This is a genomic window from Streptomyces sp. NPDC051218, assembly GCF_044455475.1.
Taxonomy (GTDB): Bacteria; Actinomycetota; Actinomycetes; order Streptomycetales; family Streptomycetaceae; genus Streptomyces.
The window spans coordinates 116,426-142,723 of sequence record NZ_JBITEU010000012.1 but is presented as its reverse complement, the minus strand read 5'-3'; the positions used below and the strand labels follow the sequence as shown (position 1 = coordinate 142,723).

General features: G+C 69.9%; 23 protein-coding genes and 1 pseudogene. 18 read left to right on the top strand and 6 right to left on the bottom strand.

The annotated features are described in order from the left end of the window. Nucleotides 1-15: 15 nt before the first annotated feature. Nucleotides 16-96: pseudogene (locus ACIBCK_RS32750) on the top strand (bifunctional hydroxymethylpyrimidine kinase/phosphomethylpyrimidine kinase); the annotation flags it as partial. A 56-nt stretch (nucleotides 97-152) separates the two neighbouring features. Here ACIBCK_RS32750 and rpmB read toward each other — a convergent pair. Further along, entirely contained in the window at nucleotides 153-338 is a 186-nt protein-coding gene (gene rpmB, locus ACIBCK_RS32745; protein WP_160507429.1) for a 50S ribosomal protein L28, read from the bottom strand. Between the two features lie 218 nt (nucleotides 339-556). Between rpmB and ACIBCK_RS32740 the strand changes: the two genes are divergently transcribed. The 9 genes from ACIBCK_RS32740 (at nucleotide 557) to mutM (ending at nucleotide 9,663) form a co-directional block, all read left to right on the top strand. After that, the gene (locus ACIBCK_RS32740) at nucleotides 557-2,230 is read left to right on the top strand and encodes a DAK2 domain-containing protein (protein ID WP_399396149.1); all 1,674 of its coding nucleotides are present in this window, start codon (nucleotides 557-559) and stop codon (nucleotides 2,228-2,230) included. 70 nt (nucleotides 2,231-2,300) lie between these two features. After that, complete coding sequence (recG, locus tag ACIBCK_RS32735) at nucleotides 2,301-4,511, top strand: ATP-dependent DNA helicase RecG (RefSeq protein ID WP_399396147.1); 2,211 nt, start codon at nucleotides 2,301-2,303, stop codon at nucleotides 4,509-4,511. A gap of 70 nt (nucleotides 4,512-4,581) precedes the next feature. After that, nucleotides 4,582-5,175, top strand: coding sequence for a 16S rRNA (guanine(966)-N(2))-methyltransferase RsmD (gene rsmD / locus ACIBCK_RS32730; protein WP_399396145.1), 594 nt, complete (start codon nucleotides 4,582-4,584; stop codon nucleotides 5,173-5,175). Nucleotides 5,176-5,201: 26 nt separating this feature from the next. Further along, nucleotides 5,202-5,681 (top strand): pantetheine-phosphate adenylyltransferase, encoded by a 480-nt coding sequence (coaD, locus tag ACIBCK_RS32725; RefSeq protein ID WP_365824281.1) that lies wholly within the window; start codon nucleotides 5,202-5,204, stop codon nucleotides 5,679-5,681. Between the two features lie 110 nt (nucleotides 5,682-5,791). Further along, entirely contained in the window at nucleotides 5,792-6,856 is a 1,065-nt protein-coding gene (locus tag ACIBCK_RS32720) for a cell division initiation protein (RefSeq protein WP_399396144.1), read from the top strand. A 171-nt stretch (nucleotides 6,857-7,027) separates the two neighbouring features. Further along, a complete protein-coding gene (locus ACIBCK_RS32715; protein WP_399396332.1) occupies nucleotides 7,028-7,669 on the top strand; it encodes a YceD family protein in 642 nt (213 codons plus the stop codon). A gap of 2 nt (nucleotides 7,670-7,671) precedes the next feature. Continuing rightward, nucleotides 7,672-7,845 carry a 50S ribosomal protein L32 gene (rpmF, locus tag ACIBCK_RS32710; RefSeq protein ID WP_003965982.1) on the top strand — a complete coding sequence of 58 codons (174 nt, stop codon included), beginning with the start codon at nucleotides 7,672-7,674 and terminating at the stop codon, nucleotides 7,843-7,845. A gap of 7 nt (nucleotides 7,846-7,852) precedes the next feature. Then, the gene (gene rnc / locus ACIBCK_RS32705; RefSeq protein ID WP_399396142.1) at nucleotides 7,853-8,686 is read left to right on the top strand and encodes a ribonuclease III; all 834 of its coding nucleotides are present in this window, start codon (nucleotides 7,853-7,855) and stop codon (nucleotides 8,684-8,686) included. 113 nt (nucleotides 8,687-8,799) lie between these two features. Then, nucleotides 8,800-9,663, top strand: coding sequence for a bifunctional DNA-formamidopyrimidine glycosylase/DNA-(apurinic or apyrimidinic site) lyase (gene mutM, locus ACIBCK_RS32700; protein ID WP_367045189.1), 864 nt, complete (start codon nucleotides 8,800-8,802; stop codon nucleotides 9,661-9,663). On the opposite strand, the gene ACIBCK_RS32695 is transcribed toward mutM, so the two are convergent. Together ACIBCK_RS32695 and ACIBCK_RS32690 are read right to left on the bottom strand one after the other, a co-directional pair. Beyond that, nucleotides 9,633-10,022 (bottom strand): winged helix-turn-helix transcriptional regulator, encoded by a 390-nt coding sequence (locus tag ACIBCK_RS32695; protein ID WP_399396140.1) that lies wholly within the window; start codon nucleotides 10,020-10,022, stop codon nucleotides 9,633-9,635. The two genes, mutM and ACIBCK_RS32695, sit on opposite strands and share 31 nt — an antisense overlap. Nucleotides 10,023-10,099: 77 nt before the next feature. Next, nucleotides 10,100-11,044, bottom strand: a complete 945-nt coding sequence (locus tag ACIBCK_RS32690) for a CAP domain-containing protein (protein ID WP_399396330.1) — start codon at nucleotides 11,042-11,044, stop codon at nucleotides 10,100-10,102. A gap of 132 nt (nucleotides 11,045-11,176) precedes the next feature. On the opposite strand from ACIBCK_RS32690, the gene ACIBCK_RS32685 reads away from it, so the two are divergent. The 4 genes from ACIBCK_RS32685 to ACIBCK_RS32670 all read left to right on the top strand — a co-directional run bounded on the left by ACIBCK_RS32685 (nucleotide 11,177) and on the right by ACIBCK_RS32670 (nucleotide 17,527). Further along, nucleotides 11,177-11,458 (top strand): acylphosphatase, encoded by a 282-nt coding sequence (locus ACIBCK_RS32685; protein WP_399396138.1) that lies wholly within the window; start codon nucleotides 11,177-11,179, stop codon nucleotides 11,456-11,458. A 383-nt stretch (nucleotides 11,459-11,841) separates the two neighbouring features. Further along, a complete protein-coding gene (locus tag ACIBCK_RS32680; RefSeq protein WP_135333243.1) occupies nucleotides 11,842-12,045 on the top strand; it encodes a hypothetical protein in 204 nt (67 codons plus the stop codon). Between the two features lie 250 nt (nucleotides 12,046-12,295). Beyond that, nucleotides 12,296-15,859, top strand: coding sequence for a chromosome segregation protein SMC (gene smc / locus ACIBCK_RS32675; protein ID WP_399396136.1), 3,564 nt, complete (start codon nucleotides 12,296-12,298; stop codon nucleotides 15,857-15,859). Between the two features lie 243 nt (nucleotides 15,860-16,102). After that, a complete protein-coding gene (locus ACIBCK_RS32670) occupies nucleotides 16,103-17,527 on the top strand; it encodes a sugar porter family MFS transporter (RefSeq protein WP_399396135.1) in 1,425 nt (474 codons plus the stop codon). A gap of 44 nt (nucleotides 17,528-17,571) precedes the next feature. Here ACIBCK_RS32670 and ACIBCK_RS32665 read toward each other — a convergent pair whose 3' ends face one another. Together ACIBCK_RS32665 and ACIBCK_RS32660 are read right to left on the bottom strand one after the other, a co-directional pair. After that, nucleotides 17,572-18,552, bottom strand: coding sequence for an LLM class flavin-dependent oxidoreductase (locus tag ACIBCK_RS32665; RefSeq protein WP_399396134.1), 981 nt, complete (start codon nucleotides 18,550-18,552; stop codon nucleotides 17,572-17,574). Nucleotides 18,553-18,660: 108 nt separating this feature from the next. Then, a complete protein-coding gene (locus ACIBCK_RS32660) occupies nucleotides 18,661-20,115 on the bottom strand; it encodes a purine-cytosine permease family protein (protein ID WP_399396132.1) in 1,455 nt (484 codons plus the stop codon). 198 nt (nucleotides 20,116-20,313) lie between these two features. On the opposite strand from ACIBCK_RS32660, the gene ftsY reads away from it, so the two are divergent. Further along, the gene (ftsY, locus tag ACIBCK_RS32655) at nucleotides 20,314-21,522 is read left to right on the top strand and encodes a signal recognition particle-docking protein FtsY (protein WP_399396131.1); all 1,209 of its coding nucleotides are present in this window, start codon (nucleotides 20,314-20,316) and stop codon (nucleotides 21,520-21,522) included. A 175-nt stretch (nucleotides 21,523-21,697) separates the two neighbouring features. Here ftsY and ACIBCK_RS32650 read toward each other — a convergent pair whose 3' ends face one another. After that, complete coding sequence (locus ACIBCK_RS32650; protein ID WP_399396129.1) at nucleotides 21,698-22,360, bottom strand: bifunctional DNA primase/polymerase; 663 nt, start codon at nucleotides 22,358-22,360, stop codon at nucleotides 21,698-21,700. A gap of 420 nt (nucleotides 22,361-22,780) precedes the next feature. Between ACIBCK_RS32650 and ACIBCK_RS32645 the strand changes: the two genes are divergently transcribed. The 3 genes from ACIBCK_RS32645 to ACIBCK_RS32635 all read left to right on the top strand — a co-directional run bounded on the left by ACIBCK_RS32645 (nucleotide 22,781) and on the right by ACIBCK_RS32635 (nucleotide 26,260). Continuing rightward, nucleotides 22,781-24,256, top strand: coding sequence for a hypothetical protein (locus tag ACIBCK_RS32645; protein WP_399396127.1), 1,476 nt, complete (start codon nucleotides 22,781-22,783; stop codon nucleotides 24,254-24,256). A gap of 301 nt (nucleotides 24,257-24,557) precedes the next feature. After that, nucleotides 24,558-25,925, top strand: coding sequence for an ammonium transporter (locus ACIBCK_RS32640; protein ID WP_367045200.1), 1,368 nt, complete (start codon nucleotides 24,558-24,560; stop codon nucleotides 25,923-25,925). Beyond that, nucleotides 25,922-26,260, top strand: a complete 339-nt coding sequence (locus ACIBCK_RS32635; protein ID WP_150493276.1) for a P-II family nitrogen regulator — start codon at nucleotides 25,922-25,924, stop codon at nucleotides 26,258-26,260. Before ACIBCK_RS32640 ends, ACIBCK_RS32635 begins: the two co-directional genes overlap by 4 nt. Nucleotides 26,261-26,298: the final 38 nt, after the last annotated feature.

Here is a 26,298-nt window from a genome sequence, read left to right as displayed (position 1 = left end):
CGCGACCCGTCACCGCCCGTCACCGCGCAGAACTCCCTCGGCGTACAAGGCCGTTGGGAGCTGCCGGTGAAGGCGGTGCGCGCACAGAAAAGAGCCGGCCCCCCGAGGGGGACCGGCTCTTTCAGCAACCAGCTAGGTGGCCGCGCTGAGCGTCAGCGCGAGACCTTGCCGGCCTTGATGCACGAGGTGCAGGCGTTGAGCCGCTTCGGCGTCCCGCTGACCACGGCACGAACGCGCTGGATGTTCGGGTTCCAGCGACGGGACGTACGGCGGTGAGAGTGCGAGATGTTGTTGCCGAAGCTCGGCCCCTTGCCGCAGACGTCGCAGTTGGCAGCCACGGGTCACTCCAAGACTTCAGATGCACTTACGGTTAATCCCGGCATGCCGGGATCAGTGCAATGATCGTGGGTGGCGTTGCCAGGAGGAATGGCCCGATGGGTATCGGGCAACCGGAGCAGCATACAACGACTGCTTCGATAGAACGAAACTACCATGTCTCGCCCCGGCCCCGCCCCGGGCCTTTCGCCCTTCCCGGTCTACGCTGCGTCCATTCCGGATGCCCTTAGGAGGCGAGCAGGTGCCGCAGAACCTCGACGCCGTCGCGGTGCGCGCCTGGTGCGGCCTCGCTCTGGACGCCCTGGGCCGGGCCCGCGAGGAGATCGACGCGATCAACGTCTATCCGGTCGCGGACGGGGACACCGGAACGAACCTCTACCTGACCGTGGAATCGGCGTCCCAGGCGGTCGACGCCGTCTTCACGGGCCTGGACCCGGCCCGCCCCTCGCTCGCCGAGGCCGTGCGGGCGATGGCGCACGGAGCGCTGATCGGGGCCCGCGGGAACTCGGGCACGATCCTCTCCCAGCTGCTGCGGGGGATGGCACAGGTCCTCGGCGCCGACCGTGACACTGATCACGCTGACAGCGGGGCGCTGGCGCTCGCGCTGCGCCGTGCCGCCGAGTCGGGCTACCAAGCGGTGGCGCACCCCGTCGAGGGCACGGTCCTGACGGTGGCCGCCGCCGCTGCCGATGCGGCTTCCGCGGGCTCTGCGGCTGCCGGTGACTGCGGGGCGGTGGCGCGGGCCGCGTACGACGGTGCGTGCCGAGCGCTGGACGCGACGCCGGAGCAGCTCGCGGTGCTCGGCCGTGCAGGAGTGGTGGATGCCGGGGGACGTGGGCTCGTGGCGGTGCTCGGGGCGCTCGTGGGGGCGCTGTCGGGCGAGACGGTGCTCCTGAAGTCGGTGCCGGGTTCGGGCGGCCACGCGCGCGTGGAGCCCGTCGAGTGCCAGGACATCCCGGCCGACGCCACGGCCCCCGCCTTCGAGGTGATCTATCTCCTGGAGGCCGACGACTCGGCGGTGGCGAGGCTGCGGACACGGCTGGACGGCCTCGGCGACTCCCTCGTCGTCGTCGGCGGTGACGGGCTGTGGAACGTCCACGTGCACGTCGACGACGCGGGCGCCGCCGTCGAGGCGGGCGTGGAGGCCGGGCGGCCCCACCGCATCCGCATCACCCACTTCGGAGTGGGCGACGCACACACCGCGGGCGTCACCCCGCCGCCCCGGGAGCGGGTGCAGCGCGGGATCGTCGCCGTCGTACCGGGGGAGGGGCTCGCCGGGCTCTACGCCGACGCCGGTGCGACCACCGTGCCCACGCGCCCCGGGGAGCCGCCCGCCAGCGGAGAGCTCGTCGACGCGATCCGGCGGGCCCACGCGCGCGAGGTCGTGCTCCTGCCGAACGACGCCGAGCTGCGCCACACCGCCGCCGCGGCGGCCGAGCAGGCCCGTACCGAAGGGGTGCGGGTCGCGCTGATCCCGACCCGGTCCGCGGTCCAGGGCATCGCGGCGCTGGCCGTGCATGAGCCGGACCGCCGCTTCGACGAGGACGTCGTCGCGATGACCTCGGCGGCGGGCGCGACGCGGTACGCCGAACTGGCCGTCGCCGAGCGGCAGTCGTGGACGATGGCGGGCATCTGCCAGGCAGGGGACGTCCTCGGCCTGATCGACGGCGACGTCGCGTTGATCGGCGATGACACCACGCACGCCGCGCGCTCCGTCCTCGACCGGATGCTGGCGGCCGGCGGCGAGATGGTCACGCTGGTCCTCGGCGACGACGTGCCGGACAGCTTCGGCGACGACCTGGAGAAGCATGTGCGCGAGCAGCATCTGGCGGTGGACACGGTGGTCTACCGCGGCGGACGCCAGTCGGCCCTGCTCCTGATCGGCGTGGAATAACCCTGCCTTCAGTGTTCCTGACCAGCGGATTTCGGGGACGTACGCCGAATTGTCAGTGGCGTGGTGTGCAATGGATCTCGTGCCCGCGCTCGAAGAACCCCTGAAGAAAGTGGTCGGTCCCGCCACCGCGAAGGTGATGGCCGAGCACCTGGACCTGCACACGGTCGGCGACCTCCTGCACCACTACCCGCGGAAATACGCGGAGCGGGGCGAGCTCACCCGCCTCGCCGACCTGCCGCTGGACGAGCACGTCACGGTGGTCGCCCAGGTCGCGACGGCGCGCATCCTGACGTTCAACGGCGGCAGGGGCCAGCGCCTCGAAGTGACGATCACCGACGGCAGCGGCCAGCTCCAGCTGGTCTTCTTCGGCCGGGGCATCCACAAGCCGCACAAGGACCTGCTGCCCGGCACGCGCGCGATGTTCGCGGGCAAGGCGTCCGTCTTCAACCGCAAGATGCAGCTCGCCCATCCCGCGTACGAACTCCTGAAGGGCGACCCCGACAGCCAGGGGAACGCGGACGAGGCCGTGGACTCCTGGGCCGGAGCCCTCATCCCGATCTATCCGGCCACCGCCAAGCTGGAGTCCTGGAAGATCGCCAAATCCGTCGACGCGGTCCTGCCCAGCGCCCAGGAGACTGTCGATCCGCTGCCGCCGGGCCTGCGCGACGGCCGGGGCCTGATCCCGCTCCCCGAAGCGCTCCTGAAGATCCACCGGCCCCAGTCGAAGGCGGACATCGCCTCCGCCCGCGACCGCCTGAAATGGGACGAGGCCTTCGTCCTCCAAGTGGCCCTGGCCAGACGCCGGTACGCGGACGCGCAACTCCCCGCCATCGCCCGCCGCCCCCGCGAGGGCGGCTTGCTCGACGCCTTCGACGCCAAGCTGCCCTTCACCCTCACCGACGGCCAGCAGAAGGTCTCCAAGGAGATCTTCGACGACCTGGCAACGGAACACCCGATGCACCGCCTGCTTCAGGGCGAAGTCGGTTCCGGGAAGACGATGGTGGCCCTGCGCGCCATGCTCGCCGTCGTGGACGCGGGTGGGCAGGCCGCGATGCTTGCGCCGACCGAGGTTCTCGCGCAGCAGCATCACCGCTCGATCACCGAGATGATGGGCGAGCTCGCCGAGGGCGGCATGCTCGGCGGCTCCGACCAGGGGACCAAGGTCACGTTACTCACCGGCTCCATGGGGGTGGCCGGGCGGCGGCAGGCGCTGCTCGACCTGGTCACCGGCGAAGCCGGGATCGTCATCGGTACGCACGCGCTGATCGAGGACAAGGTCCAGTTCCACGACCTGGGCCTGGTCGTCGTCGACGAACAGCACCGCTTCGGGGTCGAGCAGCGCGACGCCCTGCGCGGCAAGGGCAAGCAGCCCCCGCACCTCCTTGTCATGACGGCCACGCCCATCCCGCGCACGGTCGCGATGACCGTCTTCGGTGACCTGGAGACCTCGGTCCTGGACCAGCTCCCCGCCGGACGCTCGCCGATCGCCAGCCATGTCGTGCCCGCCGAGGACAAGCCCCACTTCCTGGCGCGCGCGTGGGAGCGCGTGCGCGAGGAGGTGGAGAACGGCCACCAGGCGTACGTGGTCTGCCCCCGGATCGGCGATGAGGACGACGACCCGAAGAAGGCCAAGAAGAAGGCCGAGGACGAAGCCACCGCGGAGAAGCGGCCCCCGCTCGCCGTCATCGAGGTCGCCGAGCAGCTCGCCCGGGGCCCGCTGAGCGGCCTCAAGGTCGAGGTCCTGCACGGCCGCATGCAGCCGGACGACAAGGACGCGGTGATGCGCCGCTTCGCCGCGGGCGAGACCCAGGTCCTGGTCGCGACGACGGTCATCGAGGTCGGTGTGAACGTCCCGAACGCCACCGCCATGGTGATCATGGACGCGGACCGCTTCGGCGTATCGCAGCTGCACCAGCTGCGCGGCCGCGTCGGCCGAGGCTCGGCCCCCGGCCTCTGCCTCCTGGTCACGGAGATGCCCGAGGCGAGCCCCGCCCGCGCCCGCCTGGGAGCCGTGGCCGCCACGCTCGACGGCTTCGAGCTCTCCCGGATCGACCTGGAGCAGCGCCGCGAGGGCGACGTCCTTGGCCAGGCGCAGTCCGGTGTCCGCTCCAGCCTGCGCATGCTCGCGGTCATCGAGGACGAGGAGATCATCGCCGAGGCCCGCGAGGAGGCCGTCAAGGTGGTCGCCGCCGACCCGGACCTGGAGCACCTGCCGGAGCTGCGCACGGCTCTGGACGCGCTCCTGGACGACGAGCGTGAGCAGTACCTCGACAAGGGCTGACAGGCGGCGCGGGCACCGGGGCTGAGAGACTGGAGCCGGACCACCCGTACGTACACCGACAAGGACTCAGATGACCCGCGTGATCGCCGGTGTGGCCGGCGGACGTCGCCTCGCCGTCCCGCCAGGGAACGGCACACGGCCCACGACCGACCGCGCACGCGAGGGCCTGTTCTCCACCTGGCAGGCCCTGCAGGGCACGCTGGACGGCGCACGCGTCCTCGACCTGTACGCCGGGTCCGGTGCCATCGGCCTCGAAGCGCTCTCGCGCGGGGCGGGCCACGCCCTGCTCGTCGAGGCCGACGCCCGCGCGGTGCGCACCGTCCGGGAGAACGTGAAGTCGATCGGCCTGCCCGGCGCCGAGGTCAGGGCGGGCAAAGCGACCCAGATCATCCAGGGCGGCGCCCCCACGACCCCGTACGACCTGGTCTTTCTCGATCCTCCGTACGCCGACACCGATGACGATCTTCGCGAGATCCTGCTCACACTCCGCTCCGGGGGCTGGCTCACGGACGATGCGCTCGTCACGGTTGAACGCAGTACCAGAGGCGGAGAATTCGGCTGGCCCGACGGCTTCGAAGCACTGAGGTCCCGTCGCTACGGCGAAAGCACGTTTTGGTACGGTCGCGCCGCCTCTACGTGCGACGACTCAGTGATCGCGCCATGACCGGACCGGAGAGCGAGGGACTCACGTTGCGCCGCGCCGTCTGTCCGGGGTCGTTCGACCCCATCACCAACGGACACCTCGACATCATCGCCCGCGCCTCCAGGCTCTACGACGTGGTGCACGTCGCGGTGATGATCAATCAGTCGAAGAAGGGCCTGTTCACCGTCGACGAGCGGATCGAGCTGATCCGCGAGGTGACCGCCGACTTCGGGAACGTCGAGGTCGAGTCCTTCCACGGCCTTCTCGTCGACTTCTGCAAGCAGCGCGACATCCCGGCCATCGTCAAGGGTCTGCGGGCGGTCAGCGACTTCGACTACGAGCTGCAGATGGCCCAGATGAACAACGGCCTCTCGGGCGTCGAGACCCTCTTCGTGCCCACCAACCCCACCTACAGCTTCCTCTCCTCCTCGCTGGTCAAGGAAGTGGCCGCCTGGGGCGGCGACGTCGCCCACCTGCTGCCGCCGGTGGTCCACGAGGCACTGACCGAGCGCATCGGTAAGAAGTGACGGCCCTCCGGGCTGCCTGACAACCCGTCACCCGGTGTCGGACGGCCGCCGACTGGCCTTACAGTCGTGCCGTCCGTCTCCAACCAGCTGTAGAGAGTGGCGAGCACACGGTGGACGTGCAGAAGAAGATCGACGAGATCGTCGACGCGGTCGGCAGTGCCCGGTCCATGCCGATGTCGGCCTCGTGCGTGGTCAACCGCGCCGATCTCCTGTCGATGCTCGAAGAGGTGCGCCAGGCGCTGCCCGGCTCCCTCGCGCAGGCCCAGGAGCTCATCGGCGGCCGCGAGCAGCTGGTCGAGCAGGCCCGCCAGGAGGCGGAGCGGATCATCGAGACCGCGCACGCCGAGCGCGGTTCACTGATCTCCGACACGGAGGTCGCCCGGAACTCCCAGGGCGAGGCCGAGCGCATCCTCGCCGAGGCCCGGCAGGCCGCCGACGAGGTCCGCGTCGAGGCCGACGACTACGTGGACAGCAAGCTGGCCAACTTCGAGGTCGTCCTCACCAAGACCCTCGGCTCGGTCGGCCGAGGCCGCGAAAAGCTCCTCGGCACGGGCCCCGGCCTCGACGAGCAGGGTTACGAGGACGAGGACGCCCCGCAGCGCAGCCACGACCCCGAGACCCTGCGCCGCGACGCCGACGCGTATGTCGACGCCAAGCTCGGCGCCTTCGAAGCCGTCCTCGCCAAGACCCTGGAAGCGGTCGGCCGGGGCCGTCAGACCCTGCACGGCCGTGCGCCCGCCGACGACCTGGCGGGCCTCGCCGAGGGCCTCGGATCCCAGGCGCACACCACGGACGCCGAGTACCTCGCGGGCCTCACCGACCCCACGGCGCCCACGGCTCCCGCCCCGGCAGCGGCCCCGCAGCCTCCCCAGGCGCCCCCGCAGATCCCCGCACAGCAGCCGTACGCCCCGCCGCAGCAGGAACCGGACCCGTACGCGTACCAGCAGCAGGACCAGTACGCCTACCAGCAGCAGTACGCACAGCAGGACCCGTACGGCTACCAGCAGCAGGATCCGTACGGCTACCCGCAGCAGGGGTACGACCAGGCCCAGCAGCAGGGATACGCGGAGCCGCAGCAGCATCACCAGGCCCCCGGCGTCCTCGACGAGACCAGCCTCTTCGACACCGGCATGATCACGGCGGAGCAGCTGCGCCAGTACGAACAGGGCCGCTAGCGCCCGGTGCGCGGTCCTTACGGGACCGGATTGGGCCGAGAGCGAAAGGTCCAGTATCCTGGCTCTTCGGTCGCGCGTACGTCCGCGATCCAGGCTGCCCGCCCAGTGAGCGAAGCTCATGACGGGGGGCGGCCCTCCTTGAACTTCCAGGATTCGAAAGCAGGAAACGCCCTGAGTGCTCGCCTTGACCACCGAAACCCACTCGTGTTCGACACACACGAGCTGGGTCGGCGTCCCGGTGCGCAGCAGCGGCTGACCCGTTCCGTCGAGGCACCCGGTTCGCCGGTCCTCGGCATCGAAGGGGTCATCGGAGTGCCGGCAGGTGCTCCGGTCGAGCTGGAGATCCGTCTTGAGTCGGTCATGGAAGGGGTGCTTGTCACAGGCACCGCCCGTGCGTCGGCCGAGGGGGAGTGCGTAAGGTGTCTGGAGCCGCTGAAGCTTGAGGTGGAAGCGGACTTCCAGGAGATGTTCTCGTACCCTGACGCCGACGACCGGGGCCGCGCAGCGGAACCGGCCGACGACGCCGAGGACGACGAGGACACGCTCTATCTCGAGGACGGCTTGTTCGACCTCGAGCCCGTGCTGCGTGACGCGGTAGTGCTCGCACTGCCGATGCAGCCGGTGTGCCGGGACGACTGTCCGGGCCTGTGTTCCCAGTGCGGAGCACGGCTCGCGGACGACCCGGACCACCACCATGACGCCGTCGACATTCGTTGGGCGGCATTGCAGGGACTCGCCGGGACCATCCAGGACGGCGAGAAGGACGACGTGAGCGGCGCCGAAGCCGGCGTCGACGAGAAGCAGGAGAAGTAGCCGTGGCTGTTCCGAAGCGGAAGATGTCGCGCAGCAACACGCGCCACCGCCGGTCGCAGTGGAAGGCTGCGGTCCCCACCCTGGTTTCGTGTGAGCGTTGCCAGGAGCCGAAGCTCCAGCACATCGCGTGCCCGAGCTGCGGCACGTACAACAAGCGCCAGGTCCTCGAGGTCTGAGCGGCTGGTGAGAGGCACCGTGTCTAGCCACAAGATGGCGGAAGACGCCAACGCTGAAAAGGCTGCAAACGCCAAGAAGCAGGCGGAAAACACGGCCTCGTCCCACACGCTTTTGGAAGGGCGGCTCGGGTACAAACTCGAGTCCGCCCTTCTGGTGCGTGCACTGACCCACCGTTCGTACGCGTACGAGAACGGCGGTCTGCCGACGAATGAACGGCTCGAGTTCCTCGGGGACTCGGTGCTCGGACTCGTCGTCACGGACACGCTCTATCGCACCCACCCCGACCTGCCCGAAGGCCAGCTGGCCAAGTTGCGGGCCGCGGTGGTCAATTCGCGTGCGTTGGCGGAGGTCAGTCGTGGCCTAGAACTCGGCTCCTTCATCCGGCTCGGCCGGGGCGAAGAGGGTACGGGTGGCCGGGACAAGGCTTCCATCCTCGCCGACACCCTTGAAGCGGTGATCGGCGCGGTCTATCTGGACCAGGGTCTGGACGCGGCGGGTGAGCTGGTGCACCGGCTCTTCGACCCGCTGATCGAGAAGTCCTCGAACCTGGGAGCGGGCCTGGACTGGAAAACCAGCCTCCAGGAGCTCACCGCCACCGAGAGCCTCGGCGTTCCCGAGTATCTCGTCACGGAGAGCGGCCCGGACCACGAGAAGACCTTTACTGCTGCCGCCCGCGTCGGAGGCGTCTCGTACGGCACCGGCACCGGCCGCAGCAAGAAGGAAGCGGAGCAGCAGGCCGCGGAGTCCGCGTGGCGCGAGATTCGCTCCGCTGCGGATGAGCGGATCGCGGCGGCCGAAGCCGAGGCTGCCGCGGGGGCTGCTGAGGCTCCCTCTGCTTGACCGTTGTTGTTTGTGTTGGTGCCGGTTGCCCTTCGGGTGGCCGGCACCAGCTTTTTTGCCGCTTCGCGGCATTTTTCCCCGCCCACCCACCCGACTGCCCCGGAGTAACCCCCATGCCTGAGCTGCCTGAGGTCGAAGTGGTCCGGCGTGGACTTGAGCGTTGGGTGGCGCATCGGACCGTCGCCGCCGTCGAGGTGCTGCATCCACGCTCCGTGCGGCGGCACCTCGCGGGCGGTGACGATTTCGGGCTCCGTCTCAGGGGCCACCGGGTCGGCACGGCGATGCGGCGCGGGAAGTATCTGTGGCTGCCCCTTGAGGACAGCGGCACCTCGATCCTCGCCCACCTCGGGATGAGCGGGCAGCTGCTCGTGCAGCCCCAAGAGGCGCCCGACGAGAAGCACTTGAGGATCCGGATGCGGTTCGACGACGCGCTCGGCACCGAGCTCCGCTTCGTCGACCAGCGCACCTTCGGCGGTCTGTCGCTGCACGCGAACACCCCGGACGGACTGCCCGACGTCATCGCGCACATCGCACGTGACCCGCTGGACGAGCTCTTCGACGACGCCGCCTTCCACACCGCGCTGCGCCGCCGGCGTACGACGATCAAACGTGCCCTGCTCGACCAGTCGTTGATCAGCGGCGTCGGCAACATCTATGCGGACGAGGCGCTTTGGCGCTCGAAGCTGCACTATGAGCGGCCCACGGCCACGTTCACGCGCCCGCGTACGGCCGAACTCCTGGGCCACGTACGGGATGTGATGAACGCGGCGCTCGCCGTCGGCGGCACGAGTTTCGACAGCCTGTACGTGAACGTGAACGGCGAGTCCGGGTATTTCGAGCGGTCGCTCGACGCCTACGGGCGTGAGGACGAGCCCTGCCGCCGCTGCGGCACGCCGATGCGCCGGCGCCCCTGGATGAACCGCTCCAGCTACTTCTGCCCGCGCTGTCAACGGCCGCCGGCCGCCCCGCTGTCGTAGCGCTCGCGGGCTTCGAGGACGCCGTCCATCCTGCCCTCGACGAAGTGGATGAGGCCCATCAGGCGGTCGGTGATCTCCCGTCCCAGCGGGGTGAGTTGATAGTCCACGCGCGGAGGGTTGGTGGGCTGTGCGTCACGCTGGACCAGGCCGTCGCGCTCCAGTGCGCTCAGTGTCTGGGACAGCATCTTCTCGCTCACGCCGTCGACCCGGCGGCGCAGCTCGTTGAAACGGAACGTGCCGTCGTGCAGCGCGCCCAGGGTGAGCGCACCCCAGCGCCCGGTGACGTGCTCCAGGGTGCCGCGCGAGGGGCACTGCCGGGAGAACACGTCGTACGGCATGTCCTGAGCGGTCGAGTCCATGCGGCCAGCATACTCGCGCGCAGCGCTGACTCAAAGGTGGCGCTAACCAAAAGTAAGTGCAAGCCCCGGCCTGTCGCCTAGAAGCCGAAGTCCTGCGTCCACCAGGGGCCGCCCGGCGCGAAGTGCGCGCCGACGCCCAGGGTCTTGTAGTCGCAGTTGAGGATGTTGGCCCGGTGGCCGTCGCTGTTCATCCAGGCGTCCATCACGGACTGGGCGTTGGCCTGGCCCCGGGCGATGTTCTCGCCGCCCAGGTCCGATATCCCGGCCTTCTCGGCGCGGTCCCACGGGGTCGCGCCGTCCGGGTCGGTGTGGTCGAAGAAGTCGCGCTCGGCCATGTCCGCGCTGAAGTCCCCGGCGAGCGAGGCCAGCGCGGAGTCGCCGCTCACGGGGGAGCAGCCCACCTTGGCCCGCTCCTGATTGACCAGGGTGAGCACGTCCGCCTCGGCCGCGCTCTCGGCGGACGGTGACTTCGATCCGGTGGCCGGCGGAGCCTTCGGCTTCTCGGAGGGGGTGCGCGAGGGGCTCGGGGGCGGCGTCGTCCGCTTCTTCTCCTCGGTCCTTGACGGGGCGGGAGCCTTGGACGACGGCTTCTTCGACGGCTCGGCCGAGGGCTTCTCGGTGGACTGCGAGGGAGAAGGAGTCGGGGCGTCCGGGCGTTCGGAGCCGCGGCTCGGCGGGGTCGACTCGCGCTCGGCGGTGCCGGTGTCGCCGCCCTGGGGTGCGACCTCGCTGGGAGTGGTGGCGGCGCGGACCTTGTTCGAGTCGCCGCCTCCGCCGAGGGAGTAGTTCTCGGCGCCGGGGACCAGACCGGACGCGACGGCCACGGCACCCATGGCCACGGCCGCGGACACCCCGAGCAGGCCGGTGCGCACCGGGGTGGCGCGGCGGCCCCGGTGGCGGTGGGACACGGCGGCGGGGCGGGGCTCCGGGACGCCGGCGTACTCGCCCGCGTATGTGTCGGGGGCCCCAGTGGCGCGGCCGGTGGCGGCTGCCCCTGCGCCGGAGCGTCGGTGGCGTCCCATCTCCTGGCCTTCCTCGTCCTCAGCGGTCAACGTGGCTCACCCATACGAGTGAGGCTCATCGAGTCGGGACTGTACGCGATGGCGCATGGGGACGAAGTGCTCCGAGAGCAATTGGCCGGTTAGCGTGCACCCATGAACGAAGAAGTCAGAGTCACGGCCTGGGTGCGTGGCCAGGTGCAAGGCGTGGGTTTCCGCTGGTTCACGCGGGCCAAGGCTCTGGAGATCGGCGGTCTGAGTGGTTTTGCTCTCAATCTGGAGGACGGCCGCGTGCAAGTCGTCGCCGAAGGCCCCCGCGCGGGTGCCCAGGGGCTGCTCGACTGGCTGCGTGAGGGCGACACACCCGGCCGCGTCGACGGCGTCACTGAGATCTGGGACACTCCGCGCGGCATCTACGACACCTTCGCGATTCGCTGACGGAGAGCGGCCGGGCGAACCCGCTCCGGTGCGGTAGCGGCACCTGCCCGGGGCAGGAAAGGCCTGGTGGTTGCCAAGAAGGGCCCGTCGTGGCAGGCTCCCGGGTGAAGGATGATCGACACGCCCTCAGGGCCCCGCAGCAGAGGCAGCGCCGCCGTTTCCACGGCCGCAGGCCCCCGGGTCGCCCGCCAATACGGGGCGTGATCGTGTTGACCGTCAAACTTTTTGGTGAGACTCTGGAAGCCCCGCGCACCTTAGCTGTTTGGCATGTGAGAACGGCCGGCAACACCAAGCAAGAACAACGAGTGCCAAGCACCGCGGGTGCGATTCCCTCACGACCCACACCGCTTCGGTCGGTCACTCATTGTGGAGGACCATCCATCATGGCAAAGGCGCTTCTCGGTTACGTCGGCGGTTCCGACCCGCGACTTCTCGCCGAGATGCGACGGCTCCAGCAACGCGTCCAGGACCTGGAATCTGAGCTCGTGAAGATCCAGGCCGAGAACGACGCGCTCGCGGCTGCCGCTTCTCACGAATCGCTCCTGGAGAGCATCGACGTACCCCAGGCGGAGCCTGCGCTCACCTGACCACCACCTTCAGTAAGGCGCTCACCTCACACGACGTCGCGTAACGCTCGATCGCGGCACGCGTCTGCTGGTGTGTGAGGTGCTTGTTAACGCACGTGGTCGGGCTGCCCATGTCAGCCGCTTGTCCAGATCTGCAAGGGACGCTTCGGCGTCCCTTCTTTCTTGTCGCCGCATGGCCCTATTCCGTTACAGCTGATGTGCCCTGCATGTTCCTGGGTGAAACGGTCAGTGAAAGGTAGAGTCCGGCGGCGTGCACCTCAAGGCCCTGACACTGCGCGGTTTCAAATCCTTCGCGTCGGCGACGACGCTGAAGTTCGAGCCGGGCATCACCTGCGTCGTCGGACCGAACGGCTCCGGCAAGTCCAACGTCGTGGACGCGCTGTCCTGGGTCATGGGCGAGCAGGGCGCCAAGTCGCTGCGCGGCGGCAAGATGGAGGACGTCATCTTCGCCGGCACCACCGGGCGCCCGCCGCTCGGCCGCGCAGAGGTGTCCCTCACCATCGACAACTCCGACGGCGCCCTGCCCATCGAGTACGCCGAAGTCACCATCACGCGGATCATGTTCCGCAACGGCGGCAGCGAGTACCAGATCAACGGGGACACCTGCCGGCTGCTCGACATCCAGGAACTGCTCTCCGACTCCGGCATCGGGCGCGAGATGCACGTCATCGTCGGCCAGGGCCAGCTCGACGGCGTCCTGCACGCCGACCCCATGGGCCGCCGCGCCTTCATCGAGGAGGCCGCGGGCGTCCTCAAGCACCGCAAGCGCAAAGAGAAGGCGCTGCGCAAGCTCGACGCGATGCAGGCGAACCTCGCGCGCGTCCAGGACCTGACCGACGAGCTGCGGCGCCAGCTCAAGCCGCTCGGTCGGCAGGCCGCCGTGGCGCGCAGGGCCGCCGTCATCCAGGCCGACCTGCGCGATACCCGCCTGCGGCTCCTCGCCGACGACCTCGTACGGATGCGGGACGCGCTGCGGACCGAGGTGGCCGACGAGGCGGAGCTGAAGCGACGTAAGGACACCGCGGAGGCCGAGCTGAAGAAGGCGCTCCAGCGGGAGGCGGAGCTCGAGGACGAGGTGCGCCGCCTCACGCCGCGGCTCCAGCGGGCCCAGCAGACGTGGTACGAGCTGTCGCAGCTGGCCGAGCGGGTGCGCGGCACGGTGTCGCTCGCCGACGCCCGGGTCAAGAGCGCCACCGCCGCGCCCCCGGAGGAGCGGCGCGGCCGTGACCCCGAGGACATGGAGCGCGAGGCCGCGCGGATCCGCGAGCAGGAGGCGGAGCTGGAAGCCGCTCTCGAAGCGGCCGAGCACGCTCTGGAGGACACGGTCGGCCACCGGGCCGACCTGGAGCGGGAGCTCGCCGTCGAGGAGCGCCGTCTCAAGGACGTCGCGCGGGCCATCGCCGACCGGCGCGAGGGGCTCGCGCGGCTGCACGGCCAGGTCAACGCGGCGCGCTCGCGGGCGGGCTCCGCGCAGGCCGAGATCGACCGGCTCACCGTGGCGCGTGACGAGGCGGGGGAGCGCGCGGTCGCCGCCCAGGAGGAGTACGAGCAGCTGAAGGCGGAGGTCGACGGACTCGACGCCGGTGACGCGGAGCTCGGCGAGCGGCACGACGAGGCGAAGCGTTCCCTCACGGAGGCCGAGGGTGCGCTGACCGCGGCCCGCGAGGCCGCCACCGCCGCCGAACGCAAGCGGGCCGCGGTCGCCGCACGGCACGAGGCGCTCGCGCTCGGCCTGCGCCGCAAGGACGGGACGGGGGCGCTGCTCGCCGCGCAGGACCGCCTCACGGGGCTGCTCGGTCCTGCGGCCGAGCTGCTCTCGATCACTCCGGGGTACGAGGTCGCGGTCGCGGCGGCGTTCGGCGCCGCGGCGGACGCGCTCGCCGTGACCACACCGGCGTCGGCGGCGGAAGCCATCCGGCTGCTGCGCAAGCAGGACGCCGGGCGGGCCGCACTGCTGCTGGCGGGGGCCCCGGAAGCCGACCCCGACCCGACACGGCGGCAGGGCTCCGAAGGGCCGCCCCCGGTGGCCGAACTGGTGCGTGGGCCGGCGGAGTTGATGCCCGCGGTGCGGCGGCTGCTGCGGGGGATGGTGGCCGTCGGCACCCTTGAGGACGCCGAGGACTTCGTCTACGCGCACCCGGAGCTCACGGCCGTCACCACCGAAGGCGACCTGCTCGGGGCGCACTTCGCGCAGGGCGGCTCCGCCGGGGCGCCGAGCCTTCTCGAAGTACAGGCATCCGTCGACGAGGCGGCGGCCGAGCTGGAGCAACTCGCCGAGCAGTGCGATGAGTTGGCGCACGCCCAGCAGCGGGCGGGGGAGCGGCGCAAGGAGGTGGCCGCGCTCGTCGAGGAGTTGGGGGAGCGCAGGCGGGCCGCCGACCGGGAGAAGTCCGCCGTGGCCCAGCAGCTGGGCGCGCTCGCCGGGCAGGCGCGCGGCGCCGCGGGCGAGGCCGAGCGCAGTGCGGCCGCCGCCGCCAAGGCGCAGGAGGCCCTGGACAAGGCCGTCGAGGACGCCGAGGAACTGGCCGAACGTCTCGCCGTGGCGGAGGAGGCTCCGGTCGAGGAGGAGCCCGACACCTCCGTACGTGACCGGCTGGCCGCCGACGGGGCCAATGCCCGGCAGACCGAGATGGAGGCCAGGCTCCAGGTGCGTACGCACGAGGAGCGGGTGAAGGGGCTCGCGGGACGCGCCGACTCGCTCGACCGGGCCGCGCGCGCCGAACGTGAGGCACGCGCGCGTGCCGAGCAGTGCAAGGCCCGGATGCGGCACGAGGCCGCGGTCGCCGATGCCGTCGCCCGTGGTGCGCGGCAACTGCTCGCGCACGTCGAGGTCTCCCTCGTACGGGCGCAGGAGGAGCGGGCCGCCGCCGAGCGCGCCAAGGAGGTACGGGAGCGGGAGCTGACCGCCGAGCGCAGCCAGGGGAGGGACCTCAAGGCGGAGCTCGACACATTGACTGATTCAGTTCACCGCGGCGAGGTACTAGGTGCCGAGAAGCGGCTGCGGATCGAGCAGCTGGAGTCCAAGGCACTGGAGGAACTCGGTGTGGAACCGGCAGGACTCGTGTCCGACTACGGCCCCGACCAGCTCGTGCCGCCCTCCCCCGCGGCCGAGGGCGAGGAGCTTCCGGAGGATCCGGAGCATCCGCGCAACCGGCCCGTGCCGTATGTCCGCGGTGAGCAGGAGAAGCGGCTGAGGTCAGCCGAACGGGCGTACCAACAGCTCGGAAAAGTGAATCCGCTGGCCCTGGAGGAATTCGCCGCGCTGGAGGAGCGTCACAAGTTCCTGAGCGAGCAGCTGGAGGACCTGAAGAAGACGCGGGCCGACCTCCTGCAAGTGGTGAAGGAGGTCGACGAGCGGGTCGAGCAGGTCTTCACCGAGGCCTACCGCGATACCGCCCGTGAGTTCGAGGGCGTCTTCTCGCGGCTCTTCCCGGGCGGCGAGGGGCGGCTCATCCTGACCGACCCCGACAACATGCTCGCCACCGGGGTCGACGTCGAGGCCCGCCCGCCCGGCAAGAAGGTCAAGCGGCTCTCGCTGCTCTCCGGCGGTGAACGCTCGCTGACCGCCGTCGCGCTGCTCGTTTCGATCTTCAAGGCACGGCCGAGTCCCTTCTACGTGATGGACGAGGTCGAGGCCGCGCTCGACGACACCAACCTGCAGCGGCTCATCCGCATCATGGAGGAGCTGCAGGAGGCATCGCAGCTCATCGTGATCACGCACCAGAAGCGCACGATGGAGGTCGCCGACGCGCTGTACGGCGTGTCCATGCAGGGCGACGGCGTCTCGAAGGTGATCAGCCAGCGGCTCCGGTAGTTCCGCACGGACCGCCGCGTTCCACCTTCCCTCCATCACCTCTCCATAACTTCAAGTCTTGAACGAACCCCACCTCGCTGGTACCTGAAAGTCACAGGAACCCAGCTATTGACTTCGAAACTTGAAGGCATAGTCTCTGCAACGTTGCTTTTACCTTCAGGTGGTGGGCGGCGTGAAGTTGTGCGCCACTTGAAGTGCTCACCCCCACCCCCGGCGATGTTGCCGGTGGCCCGAGGAGTCCATGTGACCAGCACAACGAAGGCGCCGCAGCCCGAAGGCAGAGAGGCCCACCCCGACCATCTCGGCCATGTCATCTTCATTACGGCAGCCGCCGCGATGGGCGGCTTCCTGTTCGGCTATGACAGCTCGGTGATCAATGGCGCCACCGTCGCCATCCAGCACCGGTTCGAAGTCGACGCGAACATGCTCGGCTGGATCATCGCCACGGCGCTGCTCGGCTGCGCCGTCGGCGCAGCGATCGCCGGGCGCATCGCCGACCGCATCGGCCGCATCCGCTGCATGCAGATCGCCGCCGTCCTCTTCGCGGCGAGCGCCGTCGGTTCCGCCCTGCCGTTCGCGGCGTGGGACCTGACGATGTGGCGCTTCATCGGCGGTATCGGCATCGGCATGGCCTCCGTCATCGGCCCCGCCTACATCGCCGAGGTCGCCCCGCCCGCGTACCGAGGCCGCCTCGCCTCGTTCCAGCAGGCCGCGATCGTCATCGGCATCGCCGTCTCCCAGCTGGTCAACTGGGGCATCCTGAACATGGCCGACGGTGACCAGCGCGGCAAGCTGATGGGCCTGGAGGCCTGGCAGCTGATGCTCGGTGTCATGGTCATCCCCGCGGTCCTCTACGGTCTGCTCTCCTTCGCCATCCCCGAGTCGCCCCGCTTCCTGATCTCCGTGGGCCGCAACGAGGAAGCGAAGAAGGTGCTCGGCGAGGTCGAGGGCACCAAGATCGACCTGGACGCGCGCGTCGGCCAGATCGAGGAGGGCATGCGCCGCGAGCACAAGTCCTCGTTCAAGGACCTGCTCGGCAAGGTCGGCTTCCTGCCGATCGTCTGGATCGGCATCGGGCTCTCGGTGTTCCAGCAGCTCGTCGGCATCAACGTGATCTTCTACTACTCGAACCAGCTGTGGCAGTCGATCGGCAAGGACCCGAGCAGCTCGTTCCTGTACTCGTTCGAGACGTCGATCGTGAACATCGTCGGCACGGTCATCGCGATGGTCTTCGTCGACCGCATCGGGCGCAAGCCGCTGGCCATCATCGGCTCCGCCGGCATGGCGCTCGCGCTCTTCACCTGCGCCTGGGCGTTCTCCTACCGCACCGGCACCGGCGACAACGTCTCGCTGCCGGACGCGCAGGGCCTGACGGCGATCATCGCCGCCAACTTCTTCGTGCTCTTCTTCGCCCTCTCCTGGGGCGTGGTGGTCTGGGTGCTGCTCGGCGAGATCTTCCCGAACCGGCTGCGCGCCGCGGCCCTCGGTGTGGCCGCTTCGGCCCAGTGGCTCGCCAACTTCGCGATCACCAAGACCTTCCCGAGCATGTCCGAGTGGAGCCTGACCGGCTCGTACATCATCTACGGCGCCTTCGCCGTGGCCTCGATCCCCTTCGTCATGAAGTTCGTCAAGGAGACGAAGGGCAAGACCCTGGAGGAGATGGGCTAATCCCCGCTGCCCCTCCTTCGAGGAAGCTGCCCCGGTTCAAGGACCTATTCCTTGAGCCGGGGCAGTACGTTTTCGCAGAAGTGGTGCAGGCTGCGCCATCCCTCGTCCACCGGCATCCCGCCCGAAAGCGGATGCAGTACGAGATTGGCGGCGCCGCCCTGCACATACGCCACGCACTCGTCGGGCGTCAGGACGCGGTAGACCCCCTCTGCGCGCAGCTCATCGACCGTGGTGGCGCCGGACTTCACCGCGGAGCGGATGTCCTTGGACTGCCAGGAGGCGTAGGTGCGCGCCTCGTGCAGGAAGTGCTCGCCGTGCTCGGCCCAGGTGCGGTCCGGGTCGTCCGCGATGTGCAGGAGCGGGGTCTCGGCTGCGGGCATCATCGTCCAGCCCTCCGTGCCGTACTCCGCGAGGCGTTCGTTGTAGTACGCCTCAAGCTCCGGCAGATGGGCGCTCGGGAAGAACGGCAGGCCGAGCCGGGCCGCACGGCGGGCCGCCGCCTCGGAGGAGCCGCCGACCAGGAGCATCGGGTGCGGCTGCGTGAACGGGCGCGGGGTGACGCGCGCGGTGCGGCCGCGGAACTCGAAGGGCTCGCCGGTCCACGCCTGCAACAGGGTCTCCAGGAGCTCGTCCTGGAGCTTGCCGCGCCGCTTCCAGTCGACACCGAAGGCCGCGTACTCCTCGGGCCGGTAGCCGATCCCCGCCACCGTGACCAGGCGGCCGCCGCTGAGCAGGTCCAGTACGGCGATGTCCTCGGCGAGCCGCAGCGGATCGTGCAGCGGGCCGATGATCGCGGAGACCGTGACCGCGATGCGCCGGGTCGCGCCGAAGACCGCGCCGGCGAAAGTGAAGGGCGAGGGCAGCCAGTTGTTGCCGACACCGTGGTGTTCCTCGGTCTGCACGGTGGAGATGCCCCGGTCGTCGGCGTACGTGGCCATCTCCACGGCGGCCTTGTAGCGCTCGCTCAGCGAGGCGGGTGTCGCGTCCGGGTCGACGAGGTTGAAGCGTACGACTGTGACGGGCATGGAGAACGTCCCCCTTCACCGTGGGTGCGGGCGAAGAGGGACGTTAGATGACGTCGTGTCAGATGACCAGTGTCCGGAGGCAGTTGATCCGGACAGGGCGGGGACGGATCAGGCCGGGACCAGCTCGCTCTCGCCGCCGCTCTTGCTGTCGGGGCCCTCGGGCGCCTCGACGGCCGGGGTCTTCGGAAGCACCGCGTACAGCACGGCGGCGATGAGGATCGTGGCCAGCCAGCCCAGGCCGTTGCGGCCGATCCAGGACGTGGCGAGCGGACCGCTGAACCAGTCGACCTTCGTGAAGAGCAGGCCCGCCACCAGGGCGATCGCCCACGCGGTCATGGCCTGCCAGGCGAAGCCCGCCTTGTACCAGTAGGCGCTGGTGCGCTTGGTGTCCATCAGCGCCTCGCCGTCGTACGTCTTCCTGCGCAGCATGTCGATGCCGAAGACGCCGATCCAGGCGGAGAAGGCGACCGCGAGCAGCGTCAGGAAGGAGATGAACGAGCTGATGAAGCTGGTGGCCACGTTCATCAGGAGGTAGCCGAAGATCAGGCTGATGATGGCGTTGATGGACACCGCCCAGGTGCGCGGGACCTTGATGCCGAGCGTCATCGCGGTGAAGCCCGCGGAGTACATCGACATCGAGTTGATCAGGAGCATGCCGATCAGCGCCATCACCAGGTACGGCACCGCGATCCACGTCGGGAGCAGCTGGCCGAGGAAGGAGACCGGGTCCGAGGCCTCCGACAGGCTCGGCGTGCTGACCGCCATGACCGCGCCCATCAGGACCATGGGGACGACGACGATGCCGGCGCCGCCGATGGCGTTGCCCACCAGGGCCTTGTTCGAGGCCTTGCGCGGGAGGTAGCGCGTGAAGTCCGGTCCGGTGGGGACCCAGCTGATGCCGCCGGCGGCGATGACGCCGACACCCGCGACCATCGCCGATGTGGAGCCGGCGGACCGCGAGAAGACGTCCGACCAGGGGGTGTTGGCCACCAGGTAGACGAGCACGAGGACGCTGAACGCGCCGAAGAGGTACGTCGCCCAGGTGTTGCAGACGTGCAGGACCTTGCGGCCGAGGCCGCTGATGACGAACGTGCAGGCGACGAAGGCGACCAGCGTCACGACGGTGAGCCACGTGCTCGACTTCACGCCGAAGCAGATGTCCAGGACGGTGATGATCGCGTACGCGCCCGTCACCGCGTTGATCGTCTCCCAGCCCCAGCGGGCGATCCAGATCAGTGAGCCCGGGAAGAGGTTGCCGCGCTGGCCGAAGACCGCGCGCGAGAGCGTCATGCCGGGGGAGCCGCCGCGCTTGCCCGAGATGGAGATCAGTCCGACCATGCCGTAACTCAGGACGGGCGAGACGAGGGCGACGACCAGGGCCTGCCAGAAGTTGAGGCCGTTGGTCACGATGAGGCCCGCGCCCATGGTGAGCAGCAGGACGCTGATGTTGGCCGCCACCCAGGTGGGGAACAGCTCGCGGGTCCGGCCCGTGCGCTCGGAGTCGGGGACGGGCTCGAGGCCGCGTGTCTCCAGGGCGCCTTCGGTTTCGGCGGTGGTGCTCATGGGGTGGGGTCCGTGCCTCTCGCTCGGATCGCAACGCCGCGACCCGTCCGTGGGGGTGATCGCGTTGGACTCTACGCGCGTTGATGCGGAGAGCTCCATCGTACTTTAGTCCGAGTAGTGGCCTCTATGAGCTTATGTTCTTTGGAGGAAGCTACAGCCTGAGCCCCTGTTGCCCCCATGGCTGATACTGGGTGGGTTATGGAAATCGTCATCCTTGCTGTAGTCATCGCCGTGGTCGTGATCGGCGCGCTCGGCGGGCTCGTGATCGGCAGCCGCAAGAAGAAGCAGCTGCCGCCGCAGGCCCCGTCGTCCACGCCCACCATCACCGCCCCTCCGGCCGAGCCGCATGTCGGCGACGAGGCCGAGACGCCGCGCGACGAACCGCGCCGCACGATCGAGGAGGTGGAACTTCCGCTCGCCGAGCCGTCGGCGTCGGCCCCCGTCGTCATCGAGGAGCCGGCCGCCCCGGAGGTCGAGACCCCGGAGCCCACGGCAGGTCGCCTGGTCCGTCTGCGCTCGCGCCTCTCGCGCTCGCAGAACGCACTCGGCAAGGGGCTGCTCACGCTCCTCTCCCGCGAGCACCTGGACGAGGACACCTGGGAGGAGATCGAGGACACGCTCCTCACGGCCGACGTCGGCGTCGCCCCCACCCAGGAACTGGTCGAGCGGCTGCGCGAACGCGTCCGCGTGCTCGGCACCCGTACCCCCGACGACCTGCGCACGCTGCTGCGCGAGGAACTCGTGGCGCTCGTCGACCCGGACCTCGACCGCACGGTCAAGACCGAGTCGGGCCTGGAGACGCCGGGCATCGTGATGGTCGTCGGCGTGAACGGCACCGGCAAGACCACCACCACCGGCAAGCTCGCCCGCGTCCTGGTGGCCGACGGCCGCTCGGTGGTCCTCGGCGCAGCCGACACGTTCCGCGCCGCAGCCGCCGACCAGCTGCAGACCTGGGGCGAGCGCGTCGGCGCGCGTACGGTCCGCGGCCCCGAGGGCGGCGACCCCGCCTCGATCGCCTTCGACGCGGTCAAGGAAGGCATCGCGGAGGGCGCCGACGTCGTCCTCATCGACACCGCGGGGCGCCTGCACACCAAGACCGGCCTCATGGATGAGCTCGGCAAGGTCAAGCGCGTCGTGGAGAAGCACGCCCCGCTGGACGAGGTGCTGCTCGTCCTGGACGCCACGACCGGGCAGAACGGTCTCGTGCAGGCGCGGGTCTTCGCCGAGGTCGTCGACATCACCGGCATCGTCCTGACGAAGCTGGACGGCACCGCCAAGGGCGGCATCGTCGTCGCCGTGCAGCGGGAGCTGGGCGTGCCGGTGAAGCTGGTGGGTCTTGGCGAGGGGGCGGACGATCTGGCGCCGTTCGAGCCCGAGGCTTTCGTGGACGCGTTGATCGGCGAGTAGCGCTTCGGAAGTGGGCCGGTCGGAATTCACCTGCGGGTGCGTTGTGGCCGGTCGCGCAGTTCCCCGCGCCCCTTACGGGGCGCTGCGGAGCCGCACGTACGAAAGAAATGCCCCACCCCGAGGTGCAGCCGGGGTGGGGCATTTCCGTGTGCGGGCGGGGCGGGCCGGCGCGTGGCTACGCCGGCGAGCGATGCGCCACGTACGCCAACGTCCCGAGGACGAGCCTCGCCTGCGGCGGATGCGTCGCCGAGTCCAGGTCCGGCGGGCGCAGCCAGCGAACCGGGCCGAGGCCCGCGCGGTCGGACGGCGGGGCCGTGATGTGCGTGCCTGGACCCAGGCCGTGCAGATCGATGTCGGCGTCGTCCCAGCCCATGCGGTAGAGCAGCTGGGGGAGTTCGGCCGCCGCGCCGGGGGCGACGAAGAAGTGCGCGCGCCCTTCGGGGGTCGCGGCCACCGGGCCGAGCGGCAGGCCCATGCGCTCCAGGCGGACCAGCGCCCTGCGCCCGGCCGCCTCGGCCACCTCGATGACGTCGAAGGCGCGCCCCACGGGCAGCAGCACGGAGGCGCCGGGGAACTGCGCCCAGGCCTCGGTCACTTCGTCGAGCGTCGCCCCGGCGGGGACCTCGGGAGCGAACTCCAGAGGGTGGGCGCCGGGGGCCGCGCAGCCGGCCGCGCCGCAGGAACAGCGGCCGTCCAGGGCGCGCGCACCGGGGACCGCTGCCCACCCCCACAGGCCGGTGTACTCCGCCACCGCGGTGCAGTCCGACGCGCGGCCGCGCCGCCGTGAACCGGTGCGAGGCCTGTCGGTTCCCCGGATGCCGCCGATCGTGAAGCCCATGCCCCCTCCAACGGGTCGAGCGCGGTGTGGTTACGTGACGGAATCGGATCGTGACCCTGTGCTTTTGTGTGGCGCCCGATGACTTCAGGGGTGTGCGCGCTGTCATTCGCGCCCCCAAGTGCTCCCTTCCGCCCACGTTCGGTCGTCCACTGTCAAGTCAATCGCTTGTAGCGGACCGGGAGTTCATTCGAAGGGGTGGCGAATGGTGGCGTTTCCGCGATCGCCCTCGCCGGAGGGGTGATCGTAGGATTACTTTCAGTGCACGGCCCCTGAGTGGTGTGCACTCGTGGGTATGCCGGAGGCAAGTCGGTTTCCTGTTCGATGGGTGACGTTCTCCGGACGGAGAGCCGCAACGCGCGGCATTCTGGTAGGGCTTGGCGTGGACCGCGAGTAAGTGTCTTGAGGGATGGGGGCGTTCCAGTGGGCGGCAATGGCGGAAGTGGTGCGAACGCTGAGAAGCGCCCCAACGAACTGCTCAATTCCTGGTTCGTGCGCAGCGGCTGGTCGAAAGGCGAGCTGGCACGTCAAGTGAACCGCAGGGCACGGCAGTTGGGTGCGCATCACATCTCCACCGATACGTCGCGGGTGCGGCGCTGGCTGGACGGCGAGAACCCCCGCGAGCCCATCCCGCGCATCCTCTCCGAGCTGTTCTCCGAGCGGTTCGGCTGTGTCGTCGCCGTCGAGGACCTCGGACTGCGCGCCGCGCACCAGTCGCCCTCCGTCTCGGGCGTCGACCTGCCCTGGACCGGGCCCCAGACCGTCGCGCTCATCAGCGAGTTCTCACGCAGCGACCTGATGCTGGCCCGGCGCGGCTTCCTCGGCACCTCGCTCGCCCTGTCGGCGGGCCCCTCCCTCATCGAGCCCATGCAGCGCTGGCTGGTTCCGGGACCGACGTCCCCGGTCGGCGACCCGGAGCCGCCCACGCCGTCCCGCAGGCCTGGCCGGCTCTCCAAACCGGAGCTGGACCTCCTGGAGTCCACGACCGTGATGTTCCGGCAGTGGGACGCGCAGTGCGGCGGCGGGCTGCGGCGCAAAGCGGTCGTCGGCCAACTGCACGAGGTGACGGATCTGTTGCAGGAGCCCCAGCCGGAGGCCACGTCCAAGCGGCTCTTCAAGGTCGCGGGCGAACTGGCCGAGCTGGCCGGCTGGATGAGCTATGACGTAGGCCTCCAGCCCACCGCCCAGAAGTACTTCGTGCTCGCCCTGCACGCCGCGAAGGAAGCCGGCGAGAAGCCGCTGGGTTCGTACATCCTCTCCAGCATGAGCCGCCAGATGATCCACCTCGGGCGGCCCGACGACGCGCTCGAACTCATCCACCTCGCGCAGTACGGCAGTCGGGACTGCGCCAGCCCGCGCACCCAGGCCATGCTGTATGCGATGGAGGCCCGTGCCTACGCCAGCATGGGCCAGCCCGGCAAGTGCAAGCGGGCCGTGCGCATGGCCGAGGACACCTTCGCCGACGCCGACGAGTTCGACGAGCCCGAGCCCGACTGGATCCGCTTCTTCTCCGAGGCCGAGCTGAACGGCGAGAACGCCCACTCGTTCCGCGACCTGGCCTACGTGGCGGGCCGCAGTCCCACGTACGCCTCGCTCGCCGAGCCCGTCATGGAGCGCGCCGTCGACCTCTTCGGCAAGGACTCCGAGCACCAGCGTTCGTACGCACTGAACCTCATCGGCATGGCCACGGTGCACCTCCTGCGGCGCGAGCCCGAGCAGAGCACGGTTCTCGCGGGCGAGGCCCTCACCATCGCCAAGAAGGTCCGCTCCGAGCGGGTCAACACCCGCCTTCGCAAGACCGTGGACACGGCCGTACGGGACTTCGGTGACATCGCCGAGGTCGTGCAGCTCACCGACCAGCTCGCCGTCGACATGCCGGAGACCGCGGAGGCGGTCTGACGGCGCCCCACCCTGAACTCCGGCCGCGGCCGGCCCATCCCGAACTGCCCGACTCGGCTCCCCCATGCCAGGTCAACCGGATGGCCGCCGCGGCCGGTCCACGCCGTGTGCGCAGGGTAGGAAAACGCGCCCCGCCTGACCCGGCAGTTCATGGACGCGTAACACGCACGACCTCTTCGTCACTGCGGCGAAACACCGAGGGGCGCCCCCTGAAACGGCGCTGGGCCAATCTCATGGCGCATACCGGCCCACCCCTCTTGCCCCGCCCGCACGGGCCGCATACGACGACGAGGAGACGCCGATGCCCCCAGGCATCACGATCGCCGCAGACGCCCCGCAGCTGTCTGCCGCCAACACAGGGTTCATGCTCATCTGTTCCGCCCTGGTGATGCTCATGACGCCGGGACTCGCCTTCTTCTACGGAGGCATGGTCCGCGTCAAGAGCACGCTGAACATGCTGATGATGAGCTTCATCAGTCTGGGGATCGTCACCATCCTCTGGGTGCTGTACGGCTTCTCCATCGCGTTCGGCACCGACCACGGCAGCCTCTTCGGCTGGTCGTCCGACTACGTCGGCCTGAGCGGCATCGGGCTCAACGAGCTGTGGGACGGCTACACCATCCCGGTCTACGTCTTCGCGGTCTTCCAGCTGATGTTCGCGATCATCACGCCCGCCCTGATCAGCGGCGCGCTCGCCGACCGCGTGAAGTTCACCGCCTGGGCGCTGTTCGTGGCCCTCTGGGCCACGGTCGTCTACTTCCCGGTCGCGCACTGGGTGTGGGGCGCGGGCGGCTGGGCCTTCGAGCTCGGCGTCATCGACTTCGCCGGCGGTACGGCCGTGCACATCAACGCCGGTGCCGCGGCGCTCGGCGTGATCCTGGTCATCGGCAAGCGCGTCGGCTTCAAGAAGGACCCGATGCGGCCGCACAGCCTGCCGCTCGTCATGCTCGGCGCCGCCCTCCTGTGGTTCGGCTGGTTCGGCTTCAACGCCGGATCGTGGCTGGGCAACGACGACGGCGTCGGCGCGGTGATGTTCCTGAACACGCAGGTCGCCACCGGTGCGGCCATGCTGGCCTGGCTCGCCTACGAGAAGATCCGGCACGGCGCGTTCACCACGCTCGGCGCCGCGTCGGGCGCCGTCGCGGGTCTCGTCGCGATCACCCCGTCCGGCGGTTCCTGCTCGCCGCTCGGCGCGATCGCCATCGGCGCCATCGCCGGTCTGCTCTGCGCCATGGCCGTCGGCCTCAAGTTCAAGTTCGGTTACGACGACTCCCTCGACGTCGTCGGTGTCCACCTCGTCGGCGGTGTCGTGGGTTCGCTGCTCGTCGGCTTCTTCGCCACCGGCGGCGTCCAGTCCGACGCCAAGGGCCTCTTCTACGGCGGTGGACTCGACCAGCTGGGCAAGCAGGCCGCAGGCGTCGGTGCCGTCCTCGCGTACTCCCTGATCGCCTCCGCGATCCTCGCCTTCCTGGTCGACAAGACCATCGGGATGCGGGTCAGTGACGACGAGGAGGTCGCGGGCATCGACCAGGTGCAGCACGCCGAGACCGCGTACGACTTCAGTGGCGCGGGCGGTGGCACGGCGCCCCGTACCGCCGCCGCGCCCGGCCCGCCGGCCCAGGACGCCGGCAAGGCCGCGAACGAGAAGAACAAGAGGGTGGACGCATGAAGCTCATCACCGCGGTCGTCAAGCCGCACCGGCTCGACGAGATCAAGGAAGCCCTCCAGGCCTTCGGCGTCCAGGGCCTGACCGTCACCGAGGCCAGCGGCTACGGCCGCCAGCGCGGCCACACCGAGGTCTACCGTGGCGCGGAGTACACCGTCGACCTCGTGCCGAAGATCCGGATCGAGGTCCTGGTCGAGGACGACGACGCCGAACAGCTCGTGGATGTCGTGGTGAAGGCCGCCCGGACGGGCAAGATCGGGGACGGCAAGGTCTGGAGCGTCCCGGTCGACACGGCGGTGCGGGTACGGACCGGCGAACGCGGGCCGGACGCGCTCTGAGCCCGCGCGGGTCGATGCCGGAGCGGAACTGAGCGGAA